The organism is Aeromonas allosaccharophila (assembly GCF_000819685.1).
GTDB classification, from domain to species: Bacteria; Pseudomonadota; Gammaproteobacteria; order Enterobacterales; family Aeromonadaceae; genus Aeromonas; species Aeromonas allosaccharophila.
Genome location: NZ_CDBR01000053.1, coordinates 106,406 through 129,209, shown reverse-complemented (window position 1 = coordinate 129,209; position 22,804 = coordinate 106,406). Strand labels below are relative to the sequence as shown.

Annotated in this window: 21 protein-coding genes; 15 read left to right on the top strand and 6 right to left on the bottom strand. The window is 60.5% G+C overall.

Going from position 1 to position 22,804, the window contains the following annotated elements; genetic code table 11:
* Positions 1-17: 17 nt before the first annotated feature.
* Positions 18-1,793 carry an autotransporter assembly complex protein TamA gene (gene tamA, locus BN1115_RS10425; RefSeq protein ID WP_042657103.1) on the bottom strand — a complete coding sequence of 592 codons (1,776 nt, stop codon included), beginning with the start codon at positions 1,791-1,793 and terminating at the stop codon, positions 18-20.
* Positions 1,794-2,307: 514 nt separating this feature from the next.
* Here tamA and BN1115_RS10420 point away from each other — a divergent pair.
* From BN1115_RS10420 to mltB, 10 genes are all read left to right on the top strand, one after another.
* Complete coding sequence (locus tag BN1115_RS10420) at positions 2,308-2,682, top strand: hypothetical protein (protein ID WP_033136756.1); 375 nt, start codon at positions 2,308-2,310, stop codon at positions 2,680-2,682.
* Between the two features lie 133 nt (positions 2,683-2,815).
* Positions 2,816-3,094 (top strand): peptidylprolyl isomerase, encoded by a 279-nt coding sequence (locus BN1115_RS10415; protein ID WP_042657102.1) that lies wholly within the window; start codon positions 2,816-2,818, stop codon positions 3,092-3,094.
* A 180-nt stretch (positions 3,095-3,274) separates the two neighbouring features.
* Positions 3,275-3,949, top strand: a complete 675-nt coding sequence (locus BN1115_RS10410; RefSeq protein WP_042657101.1) for a DUF1499 domain-containing protein — start codon at positions 3,275-3,277, stop codon at positions 3,947-3,949.
* A 25-nt stretch (positions 3,950-3,974) separates the two neighbouring features.
* Complete coding sequence (locus BN1115_RS10405) at positions 3,975-4,556, top strand: carboxymuconolactone decarboxylase family protein (RefSeq protein ID WP_021231092.1); 582 nt, start codon at positions 3,975-3,977, stop codon at positions 4,554-4,556.
* Positions 4,556-6,709, top strand: coding sequence for an FAD-dependent oxidoreductase (locus BN1115_RS10400; RefSeq protein ID WP_042657100.1), 2,154 nt, complete (start codon positions 4,556-4,558; stop codon positions 6,707-6,709). Before BN1115_RS10405 ends, BN1115_RS10400 begins: the two co-directional genes overlap by 1 nt.
* A 17-nt stretch (positions 6,710-6,726) precedes the next feature.
* Complete coding sequence (locus tag BN1115_RS10395) at positions 6,727-7,950, top strand: ABC transporter substrate-binding protein (protein WP_244152255.1); 1,224 nt, start codon at positions 6,727-6,729, stop codon at positions 7,948-7,950.
* Between the two features lie 74 nt (positions 7,951-8,024).
* A complete protein-coding gene (locus BN1115_RS10390) occupies positions 8,025-9,659 on the top strand; it encodes an ABC transporter permease family protein (RefSeq protein WP_042657099.1) in 1,635 nt (544 codons plus the stop codon).
* Positions 9,660-9,682: 23 nt separating this feature from the next.
* On the top strand, positions 9,683-10,333 hold the full coding sequence (locus BN1115_RS10385; RefSeq protein WP_042657098.1) for an ATP-binding cassette domain-containing protein: 651 nt from the start codon (positions 9,683-9,685) through the stop codon (positions 10,331-10,333).
* 14 nt (positions 10,334-10,347) lie between these two features.
* Positions 10,348-10,962, top strand: a complete 615-nt coding sequence (locus BN1115_RS10380; protein WP_042657097.1) for a CDP-alcohol phosphatidyltransferase family protein — start codon at positions 10,348-10,350, stop codon at positions 10,960-10,962.
* A 132-nt stretch (positions 10,963-11,094) separates the two neighbouring features.
* Positions 11,095-12,177 carry a lytic murein transglycosylase B gene (gene mltB, locus BN1115_RS10375; protein ID WP_042657152.1) on the top strand — a complete coding sequence of 361 codons (1,083 nt, stop codon included), beginning with the start codon at positions 11,095-11,097 and terminating at the stop codon, positions 12,175-12,177.
* A 102-nt stretch (positions 12,178-12,279) separates the two neighbouring features.
* On the opposite strand, the gene pgm is transcribed toward mltB, so the two are convergent.
* Positions 12,280-13,929 carry a phosphoglucomutase (alpha-D-glucose-1,6-bisphosphate-dependent) gene (gene pgm / locus BN1115_RS10370; protein ID WP_042657096.1) on the bottom strand — a complete coding sequence of 550 codons (1,650 nt, stop codon included), beginning with the start codon at positions 13,927-13,929 and terminating at the stop codon, positions 12,280-12,282.
* Between the two features lie 58 nt (positions 13,930-13,987).
* Complete coding sequence (gene seqA / locus BN1115_RS10365; RefSeq protein ID WP_042657095.1) at positions 13,988-14,497, bottom strand: replication initiation negative regulator SeqA; 510 nt, start codon at positions 14,495-14,497, stop codon at positions 13,988-13,990.
* A 274-nt stretch (positions 14,498-14,771) separates the two neighbouring features.
* Between seqA and BN1115_RS10360 the strand changes: the two genes are divergently transcribed.
* From BN1115_RS10360 to fldA, 4 genes are read left to right on the top strand one after another with little or no spacing between them, the layout of a single operon-like run.
* The gene (locus BN1115_RS10360) at positions 14,772-15,554 is read left to right on the top strand and encodes an alpha/beta fold hydrolase (RefSeq protein ID WP_082034827.1); all 783 of its coding nucleotides are present in this window, start codon (positions 14,772-14,774) and stop codon (positions 15,552-15,554) included.
* Positions 15,555-15,609: 55 nt separating this feature from the next.
* A complete protein-coding gene (locus tag BN1115_RS10355) occupies positions 15,610-15,831 on the top strand; it encodes a DUF2788 domain-containing protein (protein WP_033138903.1) in 222 nt (73 codons plus the stop codon).
* A gap of 20 nt (positions 15,832-15,851) precedes the next feature.
* Positions 15,852-16,148 (top strand): LexA regulated protein, encoded by a 297-nt coding sequence (gene ybfE, locus BN1115_RS10350; RefSeq protein WP_005334297.1) that lies wholly within the window; start codon positions 15,852-15,854, stop codon positions 16,146-16,148.
* Between the two features lie 39 nt (positions 16,149-16,187).
* Positions 16,188-16,712, top strand: coding sequence for a flavodoxin FldA (gene fldA, locus BN1115_RS10345; RefSeq protein WP_005334298.1), 525 nt, complete (start codon positions 16,188-16,190; stop codon positions 16,710-16,712).
* A 90-nt stretch (positions 16,713-16,802) separates the two neighbouring features.
* Here the strand turns inward: fldA and BN1115_RS10340 are convergent, their stop codons facing one another.
* Positions 16,803-17,276, bottom strand: a complete 474-nt coding sequence (locus BN1115_RS10340; protein ID WP_042657094.1) for a DUF4442 domain-containing protein — start codon at positions 17,274-17,276, stop codon at positions 16,803-16,805.
* 242 nt (positions 17,277-17,518) lie between these two features.
* Between BN1115_RS10340 and fur the strand changes: the two genes are divergently transcribed.
* Positions 17,519-17,947, top strand: a complete 429-nt coding sequence (gene fur / locus BN1115_RS10335) for a ferric iron uptake transcriptional regulator (protein WP_005334301.1) — start codon at positions 17,519-17,521, stop codon at positions 17,945-17,947.
* 133 nt (positions 17,948-18,080) lie between these two features.
* On the opposite strand, the gene glnS is transcribed toward fur, so the two are convergent.
* A complete protein-coding gene (gene glnS / locus BN1115_RS10330) occupies positions 18,081-19,742 on the bottom strand; it encodes a glutamine--tRNA ligase (RefSeq protein WP_042657093.1) in 1,662 nt (553 codons plus the stop codon).
* 354 nt (positions 19,743-20,096) lie between these two features.
* A complete protein-coding gene (locus tag BN1115_RS10325) occupies positions 20,097-22,760 on the bottom strand; it encodes a beta-N-acetylhexosaminidase (protein ID WP_042657092.1) in 2,664 nt (887 codons plus the stop codon).
* Between the last annotated feature and the right edge of the window lie 44 nt (positions 22,761-22,804).

Here is a 22,804-nt window from a genome sequence, read left to right as displayed (position 1 = left end):
AAAGCGTTTAGACAACATCATAATTCAGGCCCCAATGCGAAATGCAGCCGCAAGGGCTTATCCTCCTCCGATACCCCGACCGCCAGATCCAGCCTGACCTGACCGATGGGAGTCACCCAGCGCACACCGACGCCAGTACCTATTTTCCAGGGTTCGCTGTAATCGGTGGTGGAGGTGCCGCCATCAACAAACATGGCACCCAGCCACTTCTCGCTGAAGCGGTAGTTGTATTCCAGACTCGCCACGCTGGTGTAGCGGCCACCGGTCAGCTTGCCATCCGACCCGGTGGGGGAGATGGTCTCATAACCAAAGCCACGCACCGTCTGATCACCACCGGTAAAGAACCGTAACGACGGCGGCACCAGCGAGAAGCTGTCACCTATGATGGCCCCCTGCTCGGCCCGCATCAGGAATCTGTGGTTATCCCCGAGGGTACGCAGCCACTTGCTGCGCCCCCACACCCGCATAAAGCTGATGTCGGAGCCCCATCTGGGGTCGGAGAACTCCAGCGTCAACTGCTGGCGATCGCCCCAGTCCGGCACCAATCCGCCGCGTACCCGCAGCCGGGACCAGGAGACCCCCGGGATCAGCAGCAAGCTGTTCCCCTCGTCGGCGCCCTGGGTATAGATCTCGTTCTCCAGCCGGATAAAAACGTCCCGATCCCAGCTCTCCGGTCGCCGCGTCCAGCGGTGCACACCGATAGCCGTCAGATCGGAGCGGGTATCGTTGTTGTCCTTGTACTGGTAACCGGCCTGTACCGAGTAGTAGTCTCGCAGCGGGTTGCCCACCGGGATCTGGTAGTCGAAACTGAGTTCAGACTCCGGCGCCGACACCTTGGCGGTGGCAAAGAGGCGGTGGCCGTAGTGGTTGACCCAGGGCTTCTCCCAGGTGGCACTCAATCTTGGCCCCACGTCGGTGGCGTAACCGATACCGGTCTCGATTTCGTGATCGACCCGGTTATCCAGTGTCACCGCGATGGGCACCCGATAGTTGCTCGCCTCGCTCAATACCGGCTTGATATCGACCTGACGGAACAGCTTGGTGGAGGAGACATCCTGCGACATCTCGGCCAGCCGGATGGCGAGATAGGGGTCACCGCTCTTGATGTTGATAAGCGGGCGGATCAGGTGGAGCGCTTCGGGAGTGGCATCGTAGCGGATCTCGCCGAAACGGTAGCGATGGCCCGATTCGAACAGGATGAAGATCTCCGCCGTCCCCTTGTCCGGGAACACCTTGACCTGACTCCTGCTCAGCTTGGCATCAAAGTAACCGCGGGCCAGCCCGAGGCTGCCAAGATCCGCCTTGATCGATTCATATTTGGCGTGGTTGAGAGGCTCCCCCTCTTTCAGCGGTAACTTGTCCAGCAGGGCGCTGTAGAGCTCGTCGCTGCCCGCATCCCCCTCCAGCAGAATATCGAGGCGAGAGACGATGACCGGCTCCCCTTTGTCCACCTCGATCACCACTTTGGACGGGCTCTTCTTGTCGCGACTCAGGGTGATTTTCGGCTGGTAGTAGCCATAAACTTGCAGCGCTTTTTGCACGCTCTCGGTGATCCTGGCGCGGGCCGGGCGGTATTGCCGCTCCTGATAGACCGGCAGGGCATTGAGGTAGGCTTCAACGTTATCCTTGTTCTCCCCTTTCAACCCCTTGACCTGATAGGTGAGCTTGGCGGCAAACGCGGGCGAAGCCAGCAGCGACAGCAACAGGCCCACCCCCAGTACCAACAGGCCGCGGCGAAACGCAGAGCCAGACAGCGAACGCCCTGCCAGCAGGGATGAAATGCATCCTGTCAAAGGTCAATATTCCTGAATCTGTGGTGAAGGAAACCAGCGCCCTTTCGGGCCAACCCCGAAAGCGGCGCAGCACGCCATGCAGTGCATGGCCGTGACACAATAATGCGCGCCAGAAAAATGGCGAACCTTATCCTAACATAGGCATCGGCCAGCGACAGCGCGGTGCCATTGGCAAATTCGCCATATCTTTTAAGAGGTTGACCACAAATCACACATTTTGGTGACAATGACGACGCCCGCTTTCCCGATGAGGGCGAGCTGACCTGCCCTGAACATGCTTCACCCCGTCGTCAGGCACCATTTGTCACCTCTCCCCCTCTCTTTACCACCAGAAACCCACCACGACAGAGTTTGTCGGCATCGCCCCACCCTCACGGTTTAGCAGGCCCGGCACACGCCAAAGCCCGCCGTAGCGGGTGATTAAGAATTGCTCGTTCAGCGCAATCGAATTATCCCGCTGCCTTTGCAGACGTCACTCCCTCACACTTGAACCATCAACTGAAGGAGACACATCATGCATGCACGTAGCGAACAGATGGCTGACTATATTGCCGATCGTCTCGAGTTCATCACCTTCCTCGCCTGTTGCAGCGCCCTGCTGGCCCTGCTGACCGGCATGAGTGGCCAACAAGCACTGGCCTTTACCGCCCTGAATCTGCCGTTTGGCCTCGGTATTCTGCTGGCGATGGCGATGCTGGCCCCGCTGCCCGCCCACTGGCGGCTGCCAGGCATCACCTTGCTGCTGGCAGGTTGCGCCCTGATGACCCTGCAACTGGGGGGCGAGTGGCTCAATCCGCTGGCCATCTGGAGCCTCTACGCCCTGCTCGGGCTGGAGATCATCTGGCAAGCTCGCCCCCGCGCCGTGCTAGCCACCCGCGCTCGCCAATAATAGGGCTGACCAGCGCCGGTAAACGGCGGGCTGTGATGGCTGACGCCGGTGGCAAATTGGGGTACTCTTGCGCCCCCATTTGCCACCACACTTGGCATTAACAACCTTCGCCATCACGCCCAGGAGCGCCCCGATGAAAAAAGCCTGTGCCCAGCACATTCTGGTCAAGACCGAAAAACAGTGTATGGAGATCAAGGAGAAGATCGAGAAGGGAGCCGACTTCGGCCAGATGGCCAAGCGCTTCTCCACCTGCGCCTCTGCAAAACGTAGCGGCGATCTGGGGGAGTTCAATAAAGGGGATATGGTCAAGCCCTTCGACGATGCCGTATTCAAGGGCGAACTGCTCAAGGTACTGGGGCCGGTGCGCACCAAGTTCGGCTTCCATCTGATCAAAGTGCTCTATCGCAATTAAACCATCGCAACTGACCATTCTCTCGGTGAAGCTCCCATCAGGCGGGCTTCACCGACCTCTGCATCCCCCCTCGCAAAACTGGCTGAAACAACGCCAAACTCGCATCAATTTACTAACGTTATCAGACAATTAAGTTTATCCTTCTCGGCATTGTCCACATTCGACGATGGATCCCGTGCTATGCCCCGCTCTTGCTTGTGGCCCCTGCTGGCCTGGTTACTCCCGCTCGCTGGCGCCCTCGGCAGCCGCTTCCATCTCTGGCCCTGGTGGATAGGTTTTGCGATCTGTCTCATCGGAGCGCTTGTCTCCCTTATCCTGCTGGTGCGCCTGCCCTGGAGCCGCAACCGCTACGCCAACGGCTTTGGCGCCTTGCCGCTGTTGCTGCCGCTGCTCTTTGTGGTGCAGGCGCTGCGCATGCCGCTGATCAACGATGTGAGTACCGATCCCTACAATCCCCCCCTGCTGCGCTGGGCGGCGGAGCTTAGAACCGAGCAGGATCTGCCAATTAATAGCGCCCCGCTGAAAGCAGTTGAGGCAAAACCCGGTCCTCTCTTTACCAGGGCCTCCCCTGCCGAAGTGGTGATTGAAGCCAGCGAACTGATGCAGGAGCTGGGCTGGCAGGTACGACCGAGCCCGGATGGTCTGGATGCAGTGGTCACCACCGGCTGGTTCGGCTTTCAGGATGATGTGGCGCTGCGGGTCTTTGCCGGCCCGAAAGAGACTCGCATCGATATGCGATCGGCCTCCCGTCAGGGGCGCAGCGACTTGGGTACCAACCGGGCGCGGATCGAGGATTTTCTGATCCGCCTGAACGAGCGACTCGGTCAGGCCTACAAACCCAATTTGAAACCGTAAGTGTGAAACAACAAGAAGGTAACTGATGCGCGTTGAGGTCAAACCCGACCGGGAATATGCCTGGTTTATCCGCCCCTTTTTCTGGCTGCAAAAGCGCAACTATGGTCAGGTGCTTATTCCGGGCAAATGCTGGGGCCGCTCGCCGCGCCTGTTTGCCGCCGTCGCTACCCTCTACGGGGTCATCAACCGCAAGCGATCCCCCATCGACCCCGTGCTGCGCTCGCTGGTGACGGTGCGGGTCTCCCAGCTCAACTGGTGTCGTTTTTGCGTCGACATCAATGCCATGACCCTGGTAAAGAGAGCCGGCTCCAGCGAGAAGGTGGAGGCGCTGGCCAACTGGCGCGAAAGCCCGCTGTTCGATGAACGGGAGAAAGCAGTGCTCGACTACACCGAAGCGATGACCGGGCTGGATGGGGTTAGCGATGAACAGGCGGCCCGCCTCAAGCCCTGGTTCGACGACGACGCCATGGTTGAGCTGACCGGCCTTATCGCCTTCCAGAACATGTCGGCCAAGTTCAACGCCGCCCTCGATATCGCGCCGCAGGGCTTCTGCCAACTACCGGTGCAACCGGAACGCCCCGCCCAGCCAGACAGCAAGGACGCCTGATGAACCGGACCCGCCTGCTGCTTGCGCTGGTGATGGGGGGCCTCATCGGCACCTTTTTTACCCTCGATCTTGGCCGTTACCTCACTCTGGGCGCCTTGCAGGCCCAGCAGGCGGCACTGGCGCAATGGGTCGACAGCCACTTTGTCTCGGCCAGCCTGCTGTTCGTGATTATCTATGTGCTGAGCACAGCCCTCTCCCTGCCCGGTGCCAGCCTGCTCACCCTGGGTGGCAGCGCGGTGTTCGGCGTCGCCTGGGGGCTGCTGCTGGTCTCCTTTGCCAGCTCCATCGGCGCGACCCTGGCCTTTCTCAGCGCCCGCTTTCTGCTGCGCGACTGGGTCACGGCCCGCTTTGGTGACAAGCTGACCACCTTTCACTCCGGCATGGCGAAGGAGGGTGCCTTCTATCTGCTCAGCCTGCGCCTCATCCCCGTATTCCCCTTCTTTCTGGTCAATCTGCTGATGGGGCTCACCCCCATCAGAGTCAGCACCTACTACTGGGTGAGCCAGCTTGGCATGCTGCCCGGCACCTTCGTCTATGTGCTGGCGGGCAGCGAGCTTGGCCAGTTAACCAGCACCGGCAATATCCTCTCTCCCGGCCTGATGATGGCGCTGACCCTGCTGGGGCTGATGCCCTGGCTGGTCAAGAAATTGACCGCACACCTCGCCCAGCGGCGCCTGCTCGCCACCTACCGCAAACCCGCTCGCTATGACTACAACCTGCTGGTGATAGGTGCCGGGGCCGGTGGACTGGTCACCAGCTATATCGCCGCAGCGGTGAAGGCCAAGGTGGCGCTCATCGAGAAACACAAGATGGGGGGCGATTGCCTCAACAGCGGCTGCGTCCCCTCCAAGGCATTGATCCGCTGCGCCCGCTTTGCCGCAGAGCAGCGCAAGGCCGACGAGCTGGGCTTTAGCCCAAGCCACTCCCGCGCCGATTTTGCCGCTGTGATGGAGCGGGTGGCTGAGGTTATCAAGGCGGTCGAGCCCCACGATTCCATCAAGCGCTATCAGGGGCTTGGGGTGGAGTGCATCGAAGGGGAGGCGCGGCTGGTCTCCCCCTGGGAGGTGGAAGTGAATGGCCAGCGCCTTGCCAGCCGCCATATCGTTATTGCCACCGGCGCCCGGCCGCTGGTGCCCAAGCTGCCGGGGCTGGATCAGGTGCCTTACCTCACCTCGGATAGCCTCTGGCAACTGCGCACCCCGCCGCGCCGCCTGCTGGTGCTGGGCGGCGGCCCCATCGGCTGCGAGCTGGCCCAAAGCTTCGCCCAGCTCGGCATTCCCGTGACCTTGGTGGAGCTCTCGGAGCAGCTGCTGCCCCGCGAAGATAGGGAAGTGGCCGACGCGCTGGCCGGGCAGATGAGCCGCGATGGCGTGCGGCTACTCACCGGCTGGCGCGCCGAGCGAGCCGACTACCTGCCCGCAGCCGAGGGGGATCTGCCCATCCGGCTGCAACTGCGCCGGGGCGATGAGACGCAGGTGATTGAAGGGGATCAACTGCTGCTGGCACTGGGTCGGGTCGCCAATGTGAGCGGCTTCGGGCTCGAAGCGTTGGGAGTCGAGTTTGCCCCCCGCGGCACCATAGCGGTCGATGGCTTTCTTGCCACCAACTTCCCCAGCATACTGGCAGTGGGAGACGTAGCGGGCCCTTACCAGTTCACCCACTTCGCCGCCCATCAGGCCTGGTATGCGGCGGTCAATGCCCTATTTGGCCAGTTCAAGCGCTTTCGGGCCGACTATCGGGTCATTCCGGCGGCCACCTACACCACTCCGGAGATTGCCCGGGTCGGCCTCAATCGCAAGGAGGCAGAGGCGCAGGGGATTCCCTTCGAGGCGACCCGCTTCGAGCTGGCCGAGCTGGATCGCGCCATTGCCGATGGTGAGCGCCACGGTTTTGTCGAGGTGCTGACCGTGCCGGGCAAGGATACTATCCTTGGCGCCACCATAGTGGGCACTCACGCCGGTGAGCGGATTGCCGAGTTCGTGCTCGCCATGCGTCACCGCCTCGGCCTTGGCAAGATCCTCGGCACCATTCACGCCTATCCCACCCTGATGGAGGGAAACAAATACGTGGCAGGTGAATGGAAACGGGCCCACCAGCCCACCCGGGTGCTGGCGTTGCTGGCCCGTTATCACCGCTGGCGCCGTGGCGCCTGACAATCAGGGAAACGTTTATGCTCAAGCCATTCTCACTGCTCGGCTCACACCTCAGATCACGCCAGAACTCTCGGCTTAAACAGCGGCTCAACGCCCTGCTGTGCGCCCTGCCACTGCTGGCCAGTGGCCCGCTGTTGGCGGCCAATCCAGACGACGGCTGGCAACAGACCCTTGAGGAGGCGAAAGGGCAGACCGTCTACTTCAACGCCTGGGGCGGCAGCCCGGAGATCAACGCCTATCTGGTGTGGGCCGGGCAGGAGCTGGCGCGCGACTATCAGGTCAAGCTGGTGCAGGTGAAGGTAGATGACATCGCCCAGAGCGTCAGCCAGCTGCTGGCCAACAAGCAGGCGGGTAAGCAAGCTGGCGGCCCCATCGATCTGCTGTGGGTCAACGGTGAGAACTTCAAGGCGCTCAAGGAGCAGGGGCTGCTTGGCGCGCCCTTTACCACTGAGCTGCCCAACATGGCGCTGGTAGACAGCAGCCTGCCGGTGAGTGAGGACTTCACCCTGCCGGTGGAAGGGCTGGAAGCCCCCTGGGGCATCGGCCAGCTCAATCTGATGGTCGACACCGAAGAGGTCGCCAGCCCGCCCACCTCGGCTGCTGCCCTGCTTGCGTGGGCCAAGGCCCATCCCGGCCGTTTCACCTATCCCAAGCCGCCCCAGTTCCATGGCTCCAGCTTTCTCAAGCAGATCTTGCTGGAGTTGGCGCCAAACCCCGCCCCCCTCTATCGGGAAGCGACCGAGAGCGACTTTACCAAGCTCACCGCCCCGCTCTGGGCCTGGCTCGATGAGCTGCATCCGGCACTCTGGCGCAAGGGCAAGCTGTTCCCCACCAGCGCCGCCGAAACCCGCCAACTGCTCGATGATGGCGAACTGGCCATGGCCATCAGCTTCAACCCGCAGGAGGCGCAAAGCGCCGCCCAGATTGGCGCCCTGCCCCCCAGTGTGGAGGCGGTTGCCATGGAGAAAGGGGCGCTCACCAACAGCCATTTTCTCGCTATCCCCTTCAACGCCAGTGCCCGCGCCGGGGCCAAGGTGGTGGCCAACTTCCTGCTGAGCCCGGCAGCGCAGGCGCGCAAGGCCAATCCGGCATTCTGGGGTGATCCCAGCGTGCTGCGGGCCGATGCCCAGCCTGACTCCACAAAGGGGCAACCGGCATTGCGCTTCAAATCAGTGTCAGAGCCCCATCCCAGCTGGCAGCTCAAACTGGAAGCGGCCTGGGCCGGGCGTTACGGCCACTGATGAGTGCCGCTGGTCACCCGCTTGCCCGCTCCCGACCATGGCGCAGGTTGCTGATCCGCCACCGCGGGATGGGTATGGGCGTTGTTTATCTGGTGATCTTCGTCATTCCCCTGCTGGCGGGGCTATGGCAACTGCTGGCGGAGGGGATGACCGCCTCTCATCTTGCCTTGCTGATGGCCCAGCCTGGCCTGTGGCACTCCGCTGCGCTGAGCCTGTGGATTGGCGCCGCCTCGACCCTCGGTAGCCTGCTGTTGACCGCCCTGCTGCTGGCCCACAGCGACAGCCGGGCTTTCGGCCTGCTCCGCCGCCTGCTCTCGCCGATGCTGGCCATGCCCCACGTCGCCTTTGGCATCGGTTTTACCTTTCTGCTCGCCCCCTCCGGCTGGCTGCTGCGGCTCGTCTCGCCAGCCCTTACCGGATTTGAACTGCCCCCCGATTGGCAGACTATTCGCGACCCTCTAGGACTCGGGCTGATTACACTGCTCGTGTTCAAAGAGACCCCCTTTCTGCTGCTGATGGCGATGGCCGCGCAGCAACCCATCCCGCTGGCGCGCCAGCAGTGGCTGGGGGCGAGCCTCGGCTTCAGCCCCCCCCAGATCTGGTGGCGCCTGCTGCTGCCAGCGCTCTGGCCCGCCCTGCACCTGCCCATCTATGCGGTGGCAGCCTATGGTGTGGCGGTGGTGGATCTCGCCCAGCTGCTCGGGCCCGATGCCCCCGCCCCGCTGGCGGTGCGGTTGTGGCTCTGGTATCAGGACCCGGATCTGCTCTGGCGCGGTGCCACCGCCAGCGGCGCCCTGCTGCTGCTCGCCATCACGGCGCTGCTGATCGCCCTGCTCAGATTACTGGAGTGGTTTCATCAAGAAGTGGGCAAAGGCTGCTGGCTCGATGGCAAACGGGCGATGCCTCACTCCTTTGCCAACCGGCTCGCAGCATGCTTTTCATTCACCCTGATCACCCTCAATCTGGCGGTGCTGGCGGCCCTGCTGCTCTGGTCGCTGGCGCGCCGCTGGCCCTTTCCCGCCCTCTTGCCCAGTCAGTGGAGCGGTCACTACTGGCTGGATCTGCTGCCAACCCTGCTGCCGCTGCTGGCAACCAGTGCGCTGTTGGCACTGGCGAGTGGCTTGCTGGCGCTGGTGATGGCGGTGTGTAGTCTGGAGGTGCAAGCCGGGCGCCGCCGCTGGCCACTTTGGCTTGTCTGCCTGCCGCTGTTGCTGCCGCAGGCCAGCCTGCTGTTTGGCATCCGGCTCGGGCTGGACTGGCTTGCACATGACTCGATAAGCAGCGCCATTGGCTGGAGCTGGGTGCTCTGGAGCCAGCTGCTGTTTGTCTTTCCCTATGTCTATTTGTGCCTGCACGGCCCCTATCGTCAGTTCGATCCGCGGATCACCCAAAGCGCCCTGCTGCTGGGAGCAACACCGTGGCGAGCCTGGTGGCAGGTCAAAGCACCGCTACTGGCCCGCCCTCTGCTATTTGCCTTCGGTGTCGGGGCGGCGGTAAGCCTGGCCCAGTATCTGCCGACCCTGCTGTTTGGCGCAGGCAGAGTGGTCACCATCACCACCGAAGCGGTGGCCATCGGCAGTGGCCTCAACCGGCGGCTGGCGGGGCTCTACGGCCTGCTGCAACTGCTGCTGCCGCTCGTTATCTATCTGCTGGCGCTCTGGCTGCCGGCGCGGATCAATCCGGCGCTCAAGGGGGGCGGCTCACGATGAACTCTCATGATGGAAATAGCCATGTGCTGAGCACCACGCCTCTTCGGCTCTATCTGGAGGAAAGCCTGTTGCTCTCGCTGCCCGCCCTGCAGGTGGCACCCGGCGAGGTGTTGACCCTGATGGGGCCCAGCGGCTGTGGTAAAAGCTCCCTGCTGGCGGGGCTCGCCGGGGTACTGCCGAGCGCGCTGACGGGGAGCGGCCCAATCCGGCTGGAGGGGGAGGTAAGGCTCGGCGAGCGGCCACTCAACACCTTGCCTGCGCAAGCGCGGCGCATCGGCATGCTGTTTCAGGATGACTTGCTGTTTGACCATCTGACGGTGGCGGAGAACCTGATGTTCGGCATGCCGGCGACCATCAAGGGAAAACGCGCGCGGCGGGAAAAGGCACTGGCCGCATTGGCACGGATCGCGCTGGCGGATCAGGCTGACAAGCTGCCGCAACTGCTATCGGGGGGTCAGCGGGCGCGGGTCAGCCTGCTGCGGGCGCTGTTAGCGGAACCCGACGCCCTGCTGCTGGACGAGCCCTTCTCCCGCCTCGACAAGCCGCTGCGGGCCGCCTTTCGCCAGCTGGTGTTCGCGCAGATCAAAGCGCTGGCCATTCCCGCCATTCTGGTAACCCACGACGAAGACGACGCGCCGGGCACCATACTTCACCTCACCGAATCCTGTTTTTGACCGAGGAGTTCACCTTGTTTGACCGCCACCTGATCCCCGTGATCCGCAGCCCCCTCAGCCAGCTTGCCAAGCCGCTCTGCCGCGCCGGGATCAGCGCCAATCAGGTGAGCCTCACCGGCTTTGCTATTGGCATGCTGGCGCTGCCGCTGCTGGCCTTTGGTTGCTATCAATGGGCGCTCGCGGCGATCCTGCTCAACCGCTTGCTGGACGGGCTCGATGGCGCAGTGGCGCGGGAAACCGGCATCACCGACTGCGGCGGCTTTCTCGACATCACGCTCGACTTTATTTTCTACGCCGCCGTGGTACTAGGCTTTGCCCTCGCCGCCCCCGCCAATGCACTGCCCGCCGCCACCCTGCTGTTTGCCTTTATGGGCACAGGGTCGAGCTTTCTGGCGTTTGCCATCATGGCGGGCAAGCGGGGGATCGACAATCCGGTCTACCACCACAAGTCCCTCTACTATCTGGGCGGCCTCACCGAGGGGAGCGAGACCATAGCTCTCTTTGTGCTGATGTGTCTGTGGCCCGCCGCCTTCGCCCCGCTCGCCTACGGCTTTGCGCTGCTCTGCGCCATCACCACCCTGACCCGGCTCTGGAGCGGTTACCACACCCTGCGTCACCCACCGCGCTAAACAGTGCAGCCCTCACCTAAGGGCTAATCTATCGCACGATGAATTGGTGGCCAACGAGGCGCACGGAACACTTGCACGGGGATGACAATGTTTTACCATGACGACACTTTTGTCAGTCTCTTTGAGAACCCTATGCGTCGCCTTGCCTCTCTTCTCACTCTGTCGTTATTCCCCCTGCTCGGTGGCTGCAGCAGCGCCCCGGCCCCCAAGCCCGTGGTCAAGCCTCAACCCAACAGTGCCTTTATCAATCAGGCGCCATCGAGCAAACCCGTTTACACACAAGGGGTTAGCAAGGGGGATTTCGCCAATCGCCCCAATGTGGATCGATTCGTCCAGAAGATGGTCGAGAAGCACGGTTTTGACAGCGCCCAGCTGCATCAGGTGCTGGCTCAGGCAGAGCGCTACGACTGGATCATCCGCCTGATGGATGCCCAGGCGCCGACCACCGCCAAGCCCACCGGCCCGACCGGCGCCTGGAACCGCTATCGCGCCAAGTTCATCACCCCGGATAACGTGCAAAACGGCGTCAACTTCTGGCGTGAATACGCAAGCGAGCTGAACCGGGCGGAGCAGATCTACGGGGTACCGCCGGAGATCATCGTCGGCATTATCGGGGTGGAGACCCGCTGGGGCCGGGTGATGGGCAAGACCCGCATTCTGGATGCGCTGGCCACCCTGGCGTTTGATTATCCGCGCCGCGCCGAGTTCTTCACCAGCGAGCTGGAAGCCTTCCTGGTGATGACCCGCGATGAAGGGATGGATCCTGCAGAACCCAAGGGCTCCTACGCCGGGGCCATGGGCTATGGCCAGTTCATGCCCTCCAGCTTCCAGCGCTATGCGGTGGACTTTGACGGCAACGGCCACACCAATTTGTGGGATCCGGTGGATGCCATCGGCAGCGTTGCCAACTACTTCAAGGCCCACGGCTGGGAGAAAGGGCAACCGGTGGCGGTGCGCGGTCAGGGCCAACTGCCCGGCTACGAGCATGGCTTCCAGACCCGCTACCCGGTCGCCACTCTGCGCCGCGCAGGGCTCACCCCCACCAGCAGCTTGGGCAATCACAGCGAGTCGAGCCTGCTGCGCCTCGATGTGGGCACCGGCTACCAATACTGGTACGGCCTGCCCAACTTCTACACCATCACCCGCTACAACCACAGCACCCACTACGCCATGGCGGTGTGGCAGCTGGGTCTGGCGGTGAAGGCGGCACGCTGACAACTCGCTGGTATAAAACAGACAATGAAAAAGGAGCCATTATGGCTCCTTTTTTATATCCAACGTTCAACCCCATCAGGGGCTCAAGGATGACTACCTGATTTAGACGCCTGCCTTGGCCAGCGCCGCAGAGACGATCTGCTGGGCTTCTTGCTGGATCAGATCCAGGTGCGCCTCGCCCTTGAAGCTCTCCATGTAGATCTTGTAGATGGACTCGGTGCCGGAGGGGCGCGCCGCGAACCAGCCGTTCTCGGTCACCACCTTCAGGCCACCGATGGCTGCATCGTTGCCCGGCGCCTTGGTCAGCTTGGCGATAATGGGCTCACCGGCCAGGGTAGAGGCTTCGACCAGTGCCGGATCCAGCTTGGAGAGCACCGCTTTCTGGGCGCTGTTGGCCGGGGCGTCGATACGGCGATAGCTGGAGCGGCCAAACTTGGTTTCCAGTGCGTCGTAGTGGGCCTGCGGATCCTTGCCGGTAACCGCCAGAATTTCGGCCGCCAGCAGCGCCAGAATGAAGCCATCCTTGTCGGTGGTCCAGACGGTGCCGTCTTTGCGCAGGAAGGAGGCGCCCGCGCTCTCTTCGCCGCCAAAGCCGAACTCGCCGCTATAGAGGCCATCCACGAACCACTTGAAGCCGACCGGCACCTCTTTCAGGGTGCGGCCAATCTCGCCGGCAACCCGGTCGATCATCGAAGAGGAGACCAGCGTCTTGCCGACAGCCGCATCGGCAGCCCAGCCGGTGCGATGGGTAAACAGATACTGGATTGCCACCGCCAGATAGTGGTTCGGGTTCATCAGGCCGGACTTGGTAACGATGCCGTGACGGTCATAGTCAGGGTCATTGCCAAGGGCGATGTCGAACTTGTCTTTGAGGGCAATCAGGCTCGCCATGGCGAACGGGCTGGAGCAGTCCATCCGGATCTTGCCGTCTTTATCCAGGGTCATGAAGGAGAAGGTCGGGTCGACCTTGTAGTTCACCACCTCGATATTCAGGCCATAGGTCTTGGCGATAACGTCCCAATAGGCGACGCCGGAGCCACCCAGCGGATCGACACCGATCTTGATGCCAGCGTTCTTGATGGCATCCATGTCCAGCACGTTCTTCAGATCATCCACATAAGGGGTGACATAGTCGTGCTCGACCACGAACGGGCTCTTGAGCGCTTCGGCGAACGGCATCCGTTTCACACCGGCCAGACCCGCTTCCAGAATGGCGTTGGCACGGTCCTCCACCCACTTGGTGATCTCTCCTTCGGCGGGGCCACCGTGAGGCGGGTTGTACTTGAAGCCACCATCTTCCGGCGGGTTGTGGGACGGGGTGATCACCACCCCGTCAGCGCGCGCAGCCGGTTTGCCTGCATTGTGGCGCAGGATGGCGTGAGAGATGACCGGGGTCGGGGTAAAGCCCATACCGGCTTGAATGCGAGTTTCAACGCCGTTGGCCGCCAGCACTTCGACTGCGCTGGCAAAGGCGGATTCGGACAGGGCATGGGTATCCATGCCGACAAACAGCGGGCCAGTGATACCGGCCTGCCGGCGATATTCCACCAGCGCTTGGGTCACCGCCAGAATATGGGATTCGGTAAAGGCGTTGTGCAAGGCACTGCCACGGTGGCCGGAGGTACCGAAGGCAACCCGCTGCTCGGGGCGGCTCATGTCCGGCTTGTTGAGGTAGTAGGCACTGACCAGACGGGGGATGTTGGTCAGGTCGCTTAAACGAGCCGGCTGACCGGCGTGGGAATGCTGAGCCATGGCGTTTTCCTTGCGTAATGGCGGCCTTGCCGGGCAAGGCCTGAGTCTTGATAAACCGTTAAATGGCGCCACACACCTGCGCGATCACCTCTTCGCCATAGCCCATGCTGGCCATCAGCTGGGCCACCATATTCTGCTTGCGGCTGGTGTTGGTGTTGGTGATCACCCAGAACGGGGTGTCCGGTACCGGCTTGGGCTTGGTGGTGCTACCACTGGCACGCAGAGCCTCGGGATCCCGTGAGAAATAGACGCGCTTGCGTCCCTTGATTTCGGTGGCCTGGGTAAACCCGACCGGATCGTCCCGGTAGAGGGTACTGAGCACCTGCATGAAGCGGTTGATGGACTTCTCTTCTTTTTGCAGCTCACCGGAATCGAGCAGGGCTTGCAGCCCTTGCCGGGTGGCTACCGCACTGGGCTGCACGACGGCAACGGGCTCGGCAACCGGCACACGTTCGTGAGCAGGCTGTTCCAGCAGACGGCGCAGGATATCGGAGGCACTCTCACCAATGTGCCGGGTCTGGCTGGCGATATAGAAGTAGAGATCGTCATCAAGCTCGATGGTTTTCATAGGGATGCGCTGGACTCGTCGAAATTCGGATGCGGCGATTATACATAGGCAAACCCGACAGCCCAAGCAAGGGGCTGGCAGATGTACATGAATCTCATCGAGAATACGGCATAATAGCGGGCCAAGTGTGTGATCAGCCGCACTGATAGCCGATCCGGACGGGATTTTTTAGAAAAAAAACCACATGAATTTCCTATCCGTTGGACGAAATCCTTTTCTTTCCAGTGCGTTAAATAAAACAGCGATACGCACCCACGACCGACAAGGTGTCATTTTGCAACAAAACAGCATATTGAACTTCAAGGAGCAGGGTCAGGGCCCGGCGGTCATTCTGATCCACGGCCTGTTTGGCAGCCTCGATAACCTCGGCCTGCTGGCCCGTGCTCTCTGCGAGCAATACCGGGTTATCAGCGTCGATCTGCGTAACCACGGCGCCTCCTTTCATGGCAGCGAGATGAGCTATCCGGCGCAGGCGGCCGATATTCTGACCCTGATGGATCGGCTGAATATTGCCGACGCCACCCTGATTGGCCACTCGATGGGGGGCAAAGTGGCGATGCAGGTCGCCAAGCTGGCGCCAGCACGTGTAAGCCGTCTAGTCGTCGCCGATATGGCACCGGTCGCCTATCCCCACTCCCGCCACCAGAATGTGTTCGCCGGACTCAACGCCACACTGCACACGCCGCCGCAAAGCCGCAGCGAAGCGGAAGCCATGTTGGCCGAACATATCGAGATCGCCGGGGTACGCCAGTTCCTGCTCAAATCCTTCGCCAGAGGCGAGCATGGCTGGGGTTGGCGCTTCAATGTGCCGGCGCTTGAGCAAAACTACGCCGACATCATGGGCTGGCCAGAGGATGATCGCCGCTTCGAGGGGCCGGTGCTCTTTATCAAGGGGGGGGATTCTGACTATATGCAGCCGCAATACAGCGAGGCGGCACTGGCCCAATTCCCGGCGGCAAAGGTGCGTGTCATCGCGGGTACCGGCCACTGGCTGCATGCGGAAAAACCGGCTCTGTTCAACAAATTGGTTGTGGATTTCCTGTCGACAGGCGGTTAACAGTTTCAAATCCTTTGTGATATAGTGCGCCCGTCATAAGGAGTGTGCGCAATCCATGCTAAGTGAACATATCGACCTGATCGAAAGTTTGGGCCTGAAATTATTTTTTCTGGCGATTTTCATCTTGATTGGTCTTGCCATTCATGACGTGCTCAAACGCGGCAATGTGCCCCGTTTCGGCCGTTTTATCGTCTGGTTGGTACTGTTTCTGGGTTGTGCGGGTTTTGTCGCCAAGGGGCTGATCGAACTGGGCTGGGAAGGCTCAGGACTCGGCTAACTTATTTTCATCTGTGATGTATGGCCAAACAGCAAACTGATCGAACAACACTGGATCTGTTCGCAAATGAGAAGCGCCCCGGCAGGCCAAAGACCAATCCACTCCCCCGCGAGACCCAGCTCAAGATCAACAAGCGTAACCAGCTTAAGCGCGATCGGGAAAATGGGCTGAAGCGGGTAGAGTTAAAGGTGGAGGCCGAGTTGCTGGAGCGCCTGAACCAACTTGCGTTACAACAGAACATCAGCCGAGCCGAGCTGATCCAATCTATTCTGAAACAACAGATTGAGTCCGCCTTTGCGGTGGACATTGCAGTCTGAGCGTTGAGCATTAACACCAAATACGGGTAACTAAACACTATGGCAAGTGTAGGTCTGTTTTTTGGCAGCGATACCGGTAACACCGAAGCTGTCGCCAAGATGATCCAGAAAGAGCTGGGCAAAAACCTGATTGAAGTCCGCGACATCGCCAAGAGCAGCAAGGCCGACATCGAGAGCTTTGACCTGCTGATGTTCGGCATCCCGACTTGGTACTATGGCGAAGCCCAGGCCGACTGGGACGACTTTTTCCCTGATCTGGGCGAAATCGACTTCACCAACAAGCTGGTCGCCATCTTCGGTTGCGGAGATCAGGAAGACTACTCCGAGTACTTCCTCGACGCCATGGGCACCCTGCGTGACATCGTCGAAGCCAAAGGCGCCATCATCATCGGTCACTGGCCGACTGCCGGCTACGAGTTTGAAGCCTCCAAGGCGCTGGTCGATGACAAGCACTTTGTCGGTCTGGGTATCGATGAAGATCGCCAGCCGGAGCTGACCGCAGAGCGCGTCAAGGGCTGGTGCAAGCAGCTGCACGAAGAGATGTGCCTGGGCGAGCTGGAGTAATCCGCTTCCCCTCATACCTCTGACAACAAGGGCCCCGGCGGGGCCCTTGTTGTATCTGCAAGTGGCGATGCCTGACTTTATTCGCCCCTGTTATTCACCCCTGTGCTCCGGTTTGGCACGCACATAGAGGGTGCGCCTGACCTGTGCCACCAGTTCGCCGCTCTTGTCCTGTACCGTGACCTCGAATTCGGGGAAGTGCTTGTTGCCCCCCTCGGTCGCCGCCACGATATCGGCCAACTTGCCCTCGGTCAGGTTAAACTCGGCCACCAGCTTGCCCTTGCCCGGCTTGATGTAGTTGATGCTGCCCGCCTTGTCCCAGACGTAATAGCGGTTCTTGAAGTAGCCCATCAGCATCAGCGGATAAATGGGATCCGTCATGGCAAACATGCTGCCGCCAAACTGGGTGCGGTTGGCGTTCTTGTTCCACCAGCGGGATTTCAGGGTGACCCGGCAGTAGCGAAAGTCATCGCTCAGGGTTTCTATCTTGATACCGGCGCCCCAGAAGGGGGGCCAGGCGTTGAGTGCGCGACGCACCCAGGCCGCATTGTCAAAAAGCCAATCCATGGATCTCATCCGACCAGAAATATGAAAGTTACATCTTATCAACATCTGCCATGCCGGCAAGTCGGACGACACGATTGATTATTTCAATCCAATCGGCCATTTAGGACTAAACCCCTTGAATTACTGGGTTTATTTTTAGGGAGGCTACGACCTATAATGACAGGCCAAGCGAGTTCAAGGTTGCCATTCCTGCGGCAGTCCATCAGAATAACCCCACCTTCGAGAATGCGAATAAGTAGAATATGGCAGACAACAACCAAGCGTTAAAAAAGGCCGGGCTCAAGATCACCCTGCCCCGGGTCAAAATCCTGGAAATCCTGCAACAGCCGGATTGCCAGCACACCAGCGCCGAAGATCTCTATAAACGACTGATCGACCTGGGTGAAGAGATTGGTCTCGCTACCGTCTATCGCGTTCTCAACCAGTTTGATGATGCCGGTATCGTTACCCGTCACCACTTCGAAGGTGGCAAGTCGGTATTCGAGCTGGCCACTCAGGAGCACCACGACCACCTGGTTTGCCTCGACTGCGGCAAGGTGATCGAGTTCTCCGACGAAGTGATCGAACAGCGTCAGCGCGAGATCGCCAAGAAATTCAATATCCGTCTCACCAACCACAGCCTCTACCTCTACGGTCACTGTGCTACCGGTGAGTGCAAGCACGACGAATAAGTCGCCCGCGACTTGCAGATAACGGACAATAAAAAAGCCAGCATCAGCTGGCTTTTTTATTGTCCGGCGCAGGTTTATTGTCCGGCGCAGGCCGTGGCATCGCACAGGGCAGGGTCTCCCCTGCCCTACAGGTTTAGCCTTCGACTTTGCCCCAGGAGTCGCGCAGGGCAACGGTGCGGTTGAACACCAGATGCTCCGGGCTGGAGAGCTTGTTGTCGGCGCAGAAGTAGCCTTCACGCTCGAACTGGTAAGCCTGCTCCGGCTGGGCGCTCTTCAGGGAAGCCTCGACACGGGCACCCTCGATGATCACCAGTGAATCCGGGTTCAGCGCGGCTTCGAAGTCATCCTCGGCGCCCGGGTTCGGGACCTTGAACAGACGATCGTAGAGACGCACTTCAGCCGGCAGGGAGTGAGTGGCGCTGACCCAGTGGATCACCCCTTTCACCTTGCGGCCATCGGCCGGATCCTTGCCCAGAGTCTCGGGATCGTAGGAGCAGTAGATGCAGGTGACCTTGCCATCGGCATCTTTCTCGATGCGCTCGGCCTTGATCACATAGGCATTGCGCAGGCGCACTTCCTTGCCCAGCACCAGACGCTTGAACTGCTTGTTCGCCTCTTCTTTGAAGTCCGCTTCGTCGATGAAGATCTCGCGGGTGAAGTTCAGCTCGCGGGTACCCATCTCGGCATTGCTCGGGTGGGCCGGGGCAGTCAGCACTTCATCGGCAGCCAGATTCTCGATAACCACTTTCACCGGATGCAGCACGGCCATGGCGCGCGGGGCATGCTCGTTGAGGTCTTCGCGGATGCAGGCTTCCAGCATGCTCATCTCGACGATGTTGTCCTGCTTGGTCACGCCGATGCGCTTGCAGAACTCGCGGATGGAGGCCGGAGTGTAACCTCGACGACGCAGACCGGAGACGGTCAGCATGCGCGGGTCATCCCAACCATCGACGTGCTTCTCGGTCACCAGCAGGTTCAGCTTGCGCTTGGACATGACGGTGTATTCGAGGTTCAGACGAGAGAACTCGTACTGACGGGGGTGGCAGTCGATGGTGATGTTGTCCAGCACCCAGTCGTACAGACGACGGTTGTCCTGGAACTCCAAGGTACAGATGGAGTGGGTGATCCCTTCCAGCGCGTCCGAGATACAGTGGGTGAAGTCATACATCGGGTAGATGCACCACTTGTCACCGGTCTGGTGGTGGTGGGCAAACTTGATGCGGTAGATAACCGGATCACGCATCACCATGAAGGGAGATGCCATGTCGATCTTGGCGCGCAGGCAGGCGGTGCCTTCGGCAAACTCGCCATTCTTCATCTTGGCAAACAGCGCCAGGTTCTCTTCCACGCTGCGATCACGGAACGGGCTGTTCTTGCCGGCTTCAGTCAGGGTGCCACGGTACTCGCGCATCTGCTCGGGAGAGAGCTCGTCCACATAGGCCAGACCCTTTTCAATCAGCTCGATGGCGTAGCCGTGCAGCTTGTCGAAATAGTCGGAGGAGTAGCAGATCTCGCCGCTCCACTGGAAGCCGAGCCACTGTACGTCCTGCTTGATGGACTCTACGAACTCGATGTCTTCCTTCGCCGGGTTGGTGTCATCGAAACGCAGGTTGCACTGGCCCTGATAGTCACGAGCGATGCCGAAGTTCAGGCAGATGGACTTGGCGTGGCCGATATGGAGATAACCGTTCGGCTCGGGCGGAAAACGGGTATGCACGCTGCTGTGCTTACCGCTGGCCAGATCTTCATCAATGATCTGACGAATAAAGTTAGTTGGGCTGTTCGCCTGACTCATGGCTCACCTCAAAAAAGCGTCACTGGCGGAAGTTGTGCCGGCTGGCACCCTACATCCCCCCGCCGTCAAGCCGGGTATGATCCCTCATTACGGGCGCTGCCTCAACCTGAATTTGGCACTTCCGGGCCATTTCCCGGCCATTGCGCCACTAAAAACGGGCAGGGTTGGCACATTGCGCAGCAAATGGATAAAAAAGCCCCGCACAAGGCGGGGCTGAAAGTGATGAAAAACAAAACAGACAATTACACACAACAAAGGCTCACACGCACAGTCAACCTTTCCCAAACCCGATACGCCATCGCCCTTGGGAAAGGCGGGTCTTGCGACCCACCTTGCATTAACGGTTGACTGCTATCAGTTCAGTTCGGTGACGCGGCTGGTGCGCTTGCCATCGAAGCTGGTGGTACGCAGGTAGACCTTGCCATTCACGCTCGGCTTGGCCGCGGCGTCATAGGCACTCCAGTTGCTGCCGTCCAGGCTGTACTGGATGGGCAGACCCGGCAGGTCCACGTTCGCTTCCAACACACCGTTCACCACTTTGGCACCCGGTACGGAGAGGCGGTATTCAACACCGGCCTGATCCAGTTTCGGCAGCACGCGCTGACCCAGGACGTTGGCAAACTGGTTCCACTCTTTGTTGAGGGTGGCCTTGTTGACATGCTTGGTCTCGCCGGAGAACTCGCGGTTCTTCACGTAATCCAGCTCGAAGCCGCCTTTGTGCCAGGCACGCTCGGCCACGGAGAAAATACGCGGGTAGACCATGTACTCGTACTGAGCATCGGTACGCACGGTTTCACTCCACTGCTGACCGGAGATCCCCTTGAACTTGACCGGATCCTGGTCACCCTTGGCCACGAAGGCGTTGCCGTCGCGGTCAACCGAGGTCTCGGCGTTCTGCGGCAGGTTTTCCGGGGCGAAGGCGAACACCTTGCGAGTGTCGTTGAAACGGGTTGCCCAGTAGTAGCCACGCTCAGCCGGATGTACTTCGTTCGGGAAGTCGAAGTAGAGGTAATCCGGGTTGGACAGCACCACTTCGTAACCCTTGTGCGCCCACTTCATCGCTTCGTTGAAGCCACCCCAGTAGAGGGTTTCCCAGAAGTTGACACGGGTGTTGTCGGTGGCGAAGTCTTTGGCACCGCTGGCGTACTTCAGGCCATCTTCCCACGCCTGCAGGGTAGAGAAGCCACGGTCTTTGACCATCTGGCCCACTTCCTTGGCGAAGTAAACCGGCAGCTCGCCCACTTCCTTGATCTTGCCATCGTCGATCATCTTCTGGCACATCGGGGACTTGCCAAACGGCTTGTCCTGCTTGCTGGAGTCGACGTTGCCTTTCCAGGCGACCAGCTCTTCTTTCTTGGTGACGGCCGGATCCTGATAGCCACCGCCCTGCATGATGTTCTTCGCTTCATCACCACCGTAGTGCCATGCGGTCAGCGGCTGGCCGGCGGCCTGGTGCATCTGGGCAACTTCATCCATTACCTTGGCCACGAAGGTGGCAGCACCCGGCTGGCAAGGGTTGATGAAGGACATCTTGTCGTAGAACTGGACCGAGGTGACGTTGGAGGTATCCGCCGGGTCAGTCAGACGGAACTGGTTGGCTTCCGCTTCTTTGCCTTCCGCCATCAGACGCTTGTAGCGCGCTTCCATGGAGACCACGGCAGCACGGGCGTGGGCCGGCATGTTGATCTCTGGCACCACGGTCACACCGCGGGCCTTGGCATAACGCACCAGATCCACGTAGTCAGACTTGCTGTAGAAACCGGAACCCTGGTTGTCGCTGGTCGGGCCGGAACCCAGTTGCGGCATCAGGCACTTGGTTTCGGACTCGTCGTGGCAACGCTGGCTACCGACCTGGGTCAATTCCGGCAGACCCGGGATCTCCAGACGCCAGCCTTCATCGTTGGTCAGGCCAAGGTGCAGCACGTTGAGCTTGGTCGCAGACATCTGGTCAACCAGCGTCTTCATGGTATCCAGGCTGCGGAAATGACGGGCCACGTCGGTCTGCATGCCACGGTATTCAAAGCGCGGCGCATCCTCGACGGTCATCGGGCTCACCAGCTTGTCATCAACACCCAGCAGGGAGATCAGGGATTGCGCCCCCCAGAATGCCCCGTCGATGTCGCGACCCTGGATCACGGTGCCTTTCTGACCGATGGTCATGTCATAGCCTTCAGCCTGCTTGAGCTTGCTGCCGAGCTTGATGGTCACTGGGTAGCCGGTGTCGGAGAGGGTAACACCCAGCTTGGTCAGTTGAGCCTTCAGGGCCTCGGCGCGATCGCTCGGCAAGTCCAGGGCATTGAGTTTGATGGTAGAGAAGTCAACCTGCGGGCCAGCCTTGACCACTTGCTTGAGTGGGGTTGGCAGGATCTGGTTTTCAATCTTGCCAGCAGGCAGCAGCGCGCTGGTCTGGTTGGCCGCGAAACGGGTTTCGCTGTTCATCAGGATGTTCTTGTCATCCTTGGTGCGCTTCCAGCCATCGGCTGGCATCGGCTTCTCGTAGGTGCTGGCATCATCGATGTTGCTCATGCTGGCCAGCACTTTCGGCTCGGCACCTTCGCTGGCGACATACCAGTTCGGCATGATGTCGGATTCGAACAGTACCCAATATTCCACCACCAGCGGCACTTCGACCGTGGCATCCTTGGCAAAGCCCTGGAACTTCTCGGTTGGCGTCAAACGATAAAGATCGCCGGTCAGGTGAGTGATGGTGAACTGGTCGTTATCCACACGCTGGATACGACGGATGGAGGAGACGTAGATGCTCCAGTCTTTGGAGGTCACGTCAGCACCGGTGTTGGTCAGGTGCAGCTTGGCAACGCCGCAGCTCGCCCACTCGGAACCGAGCGCCTGGCAATCGAGGCCGGCACCGGCACCGTCGTTGGTGACCACTTCATACTTGACCACCAGGTTACTGGCGAGGGAGTCGACCACGGCCTGCTTGGCGGCATCGGCTGCCAGCGCAGGGCCGGCAAAAACGGTAGACATGGCAATGGCTAACAGAGAATGTTTCAAGTTCATAACTGCTGCTCTCATTTGAAGTAAAGGTTGGATTTTCTTGGCTT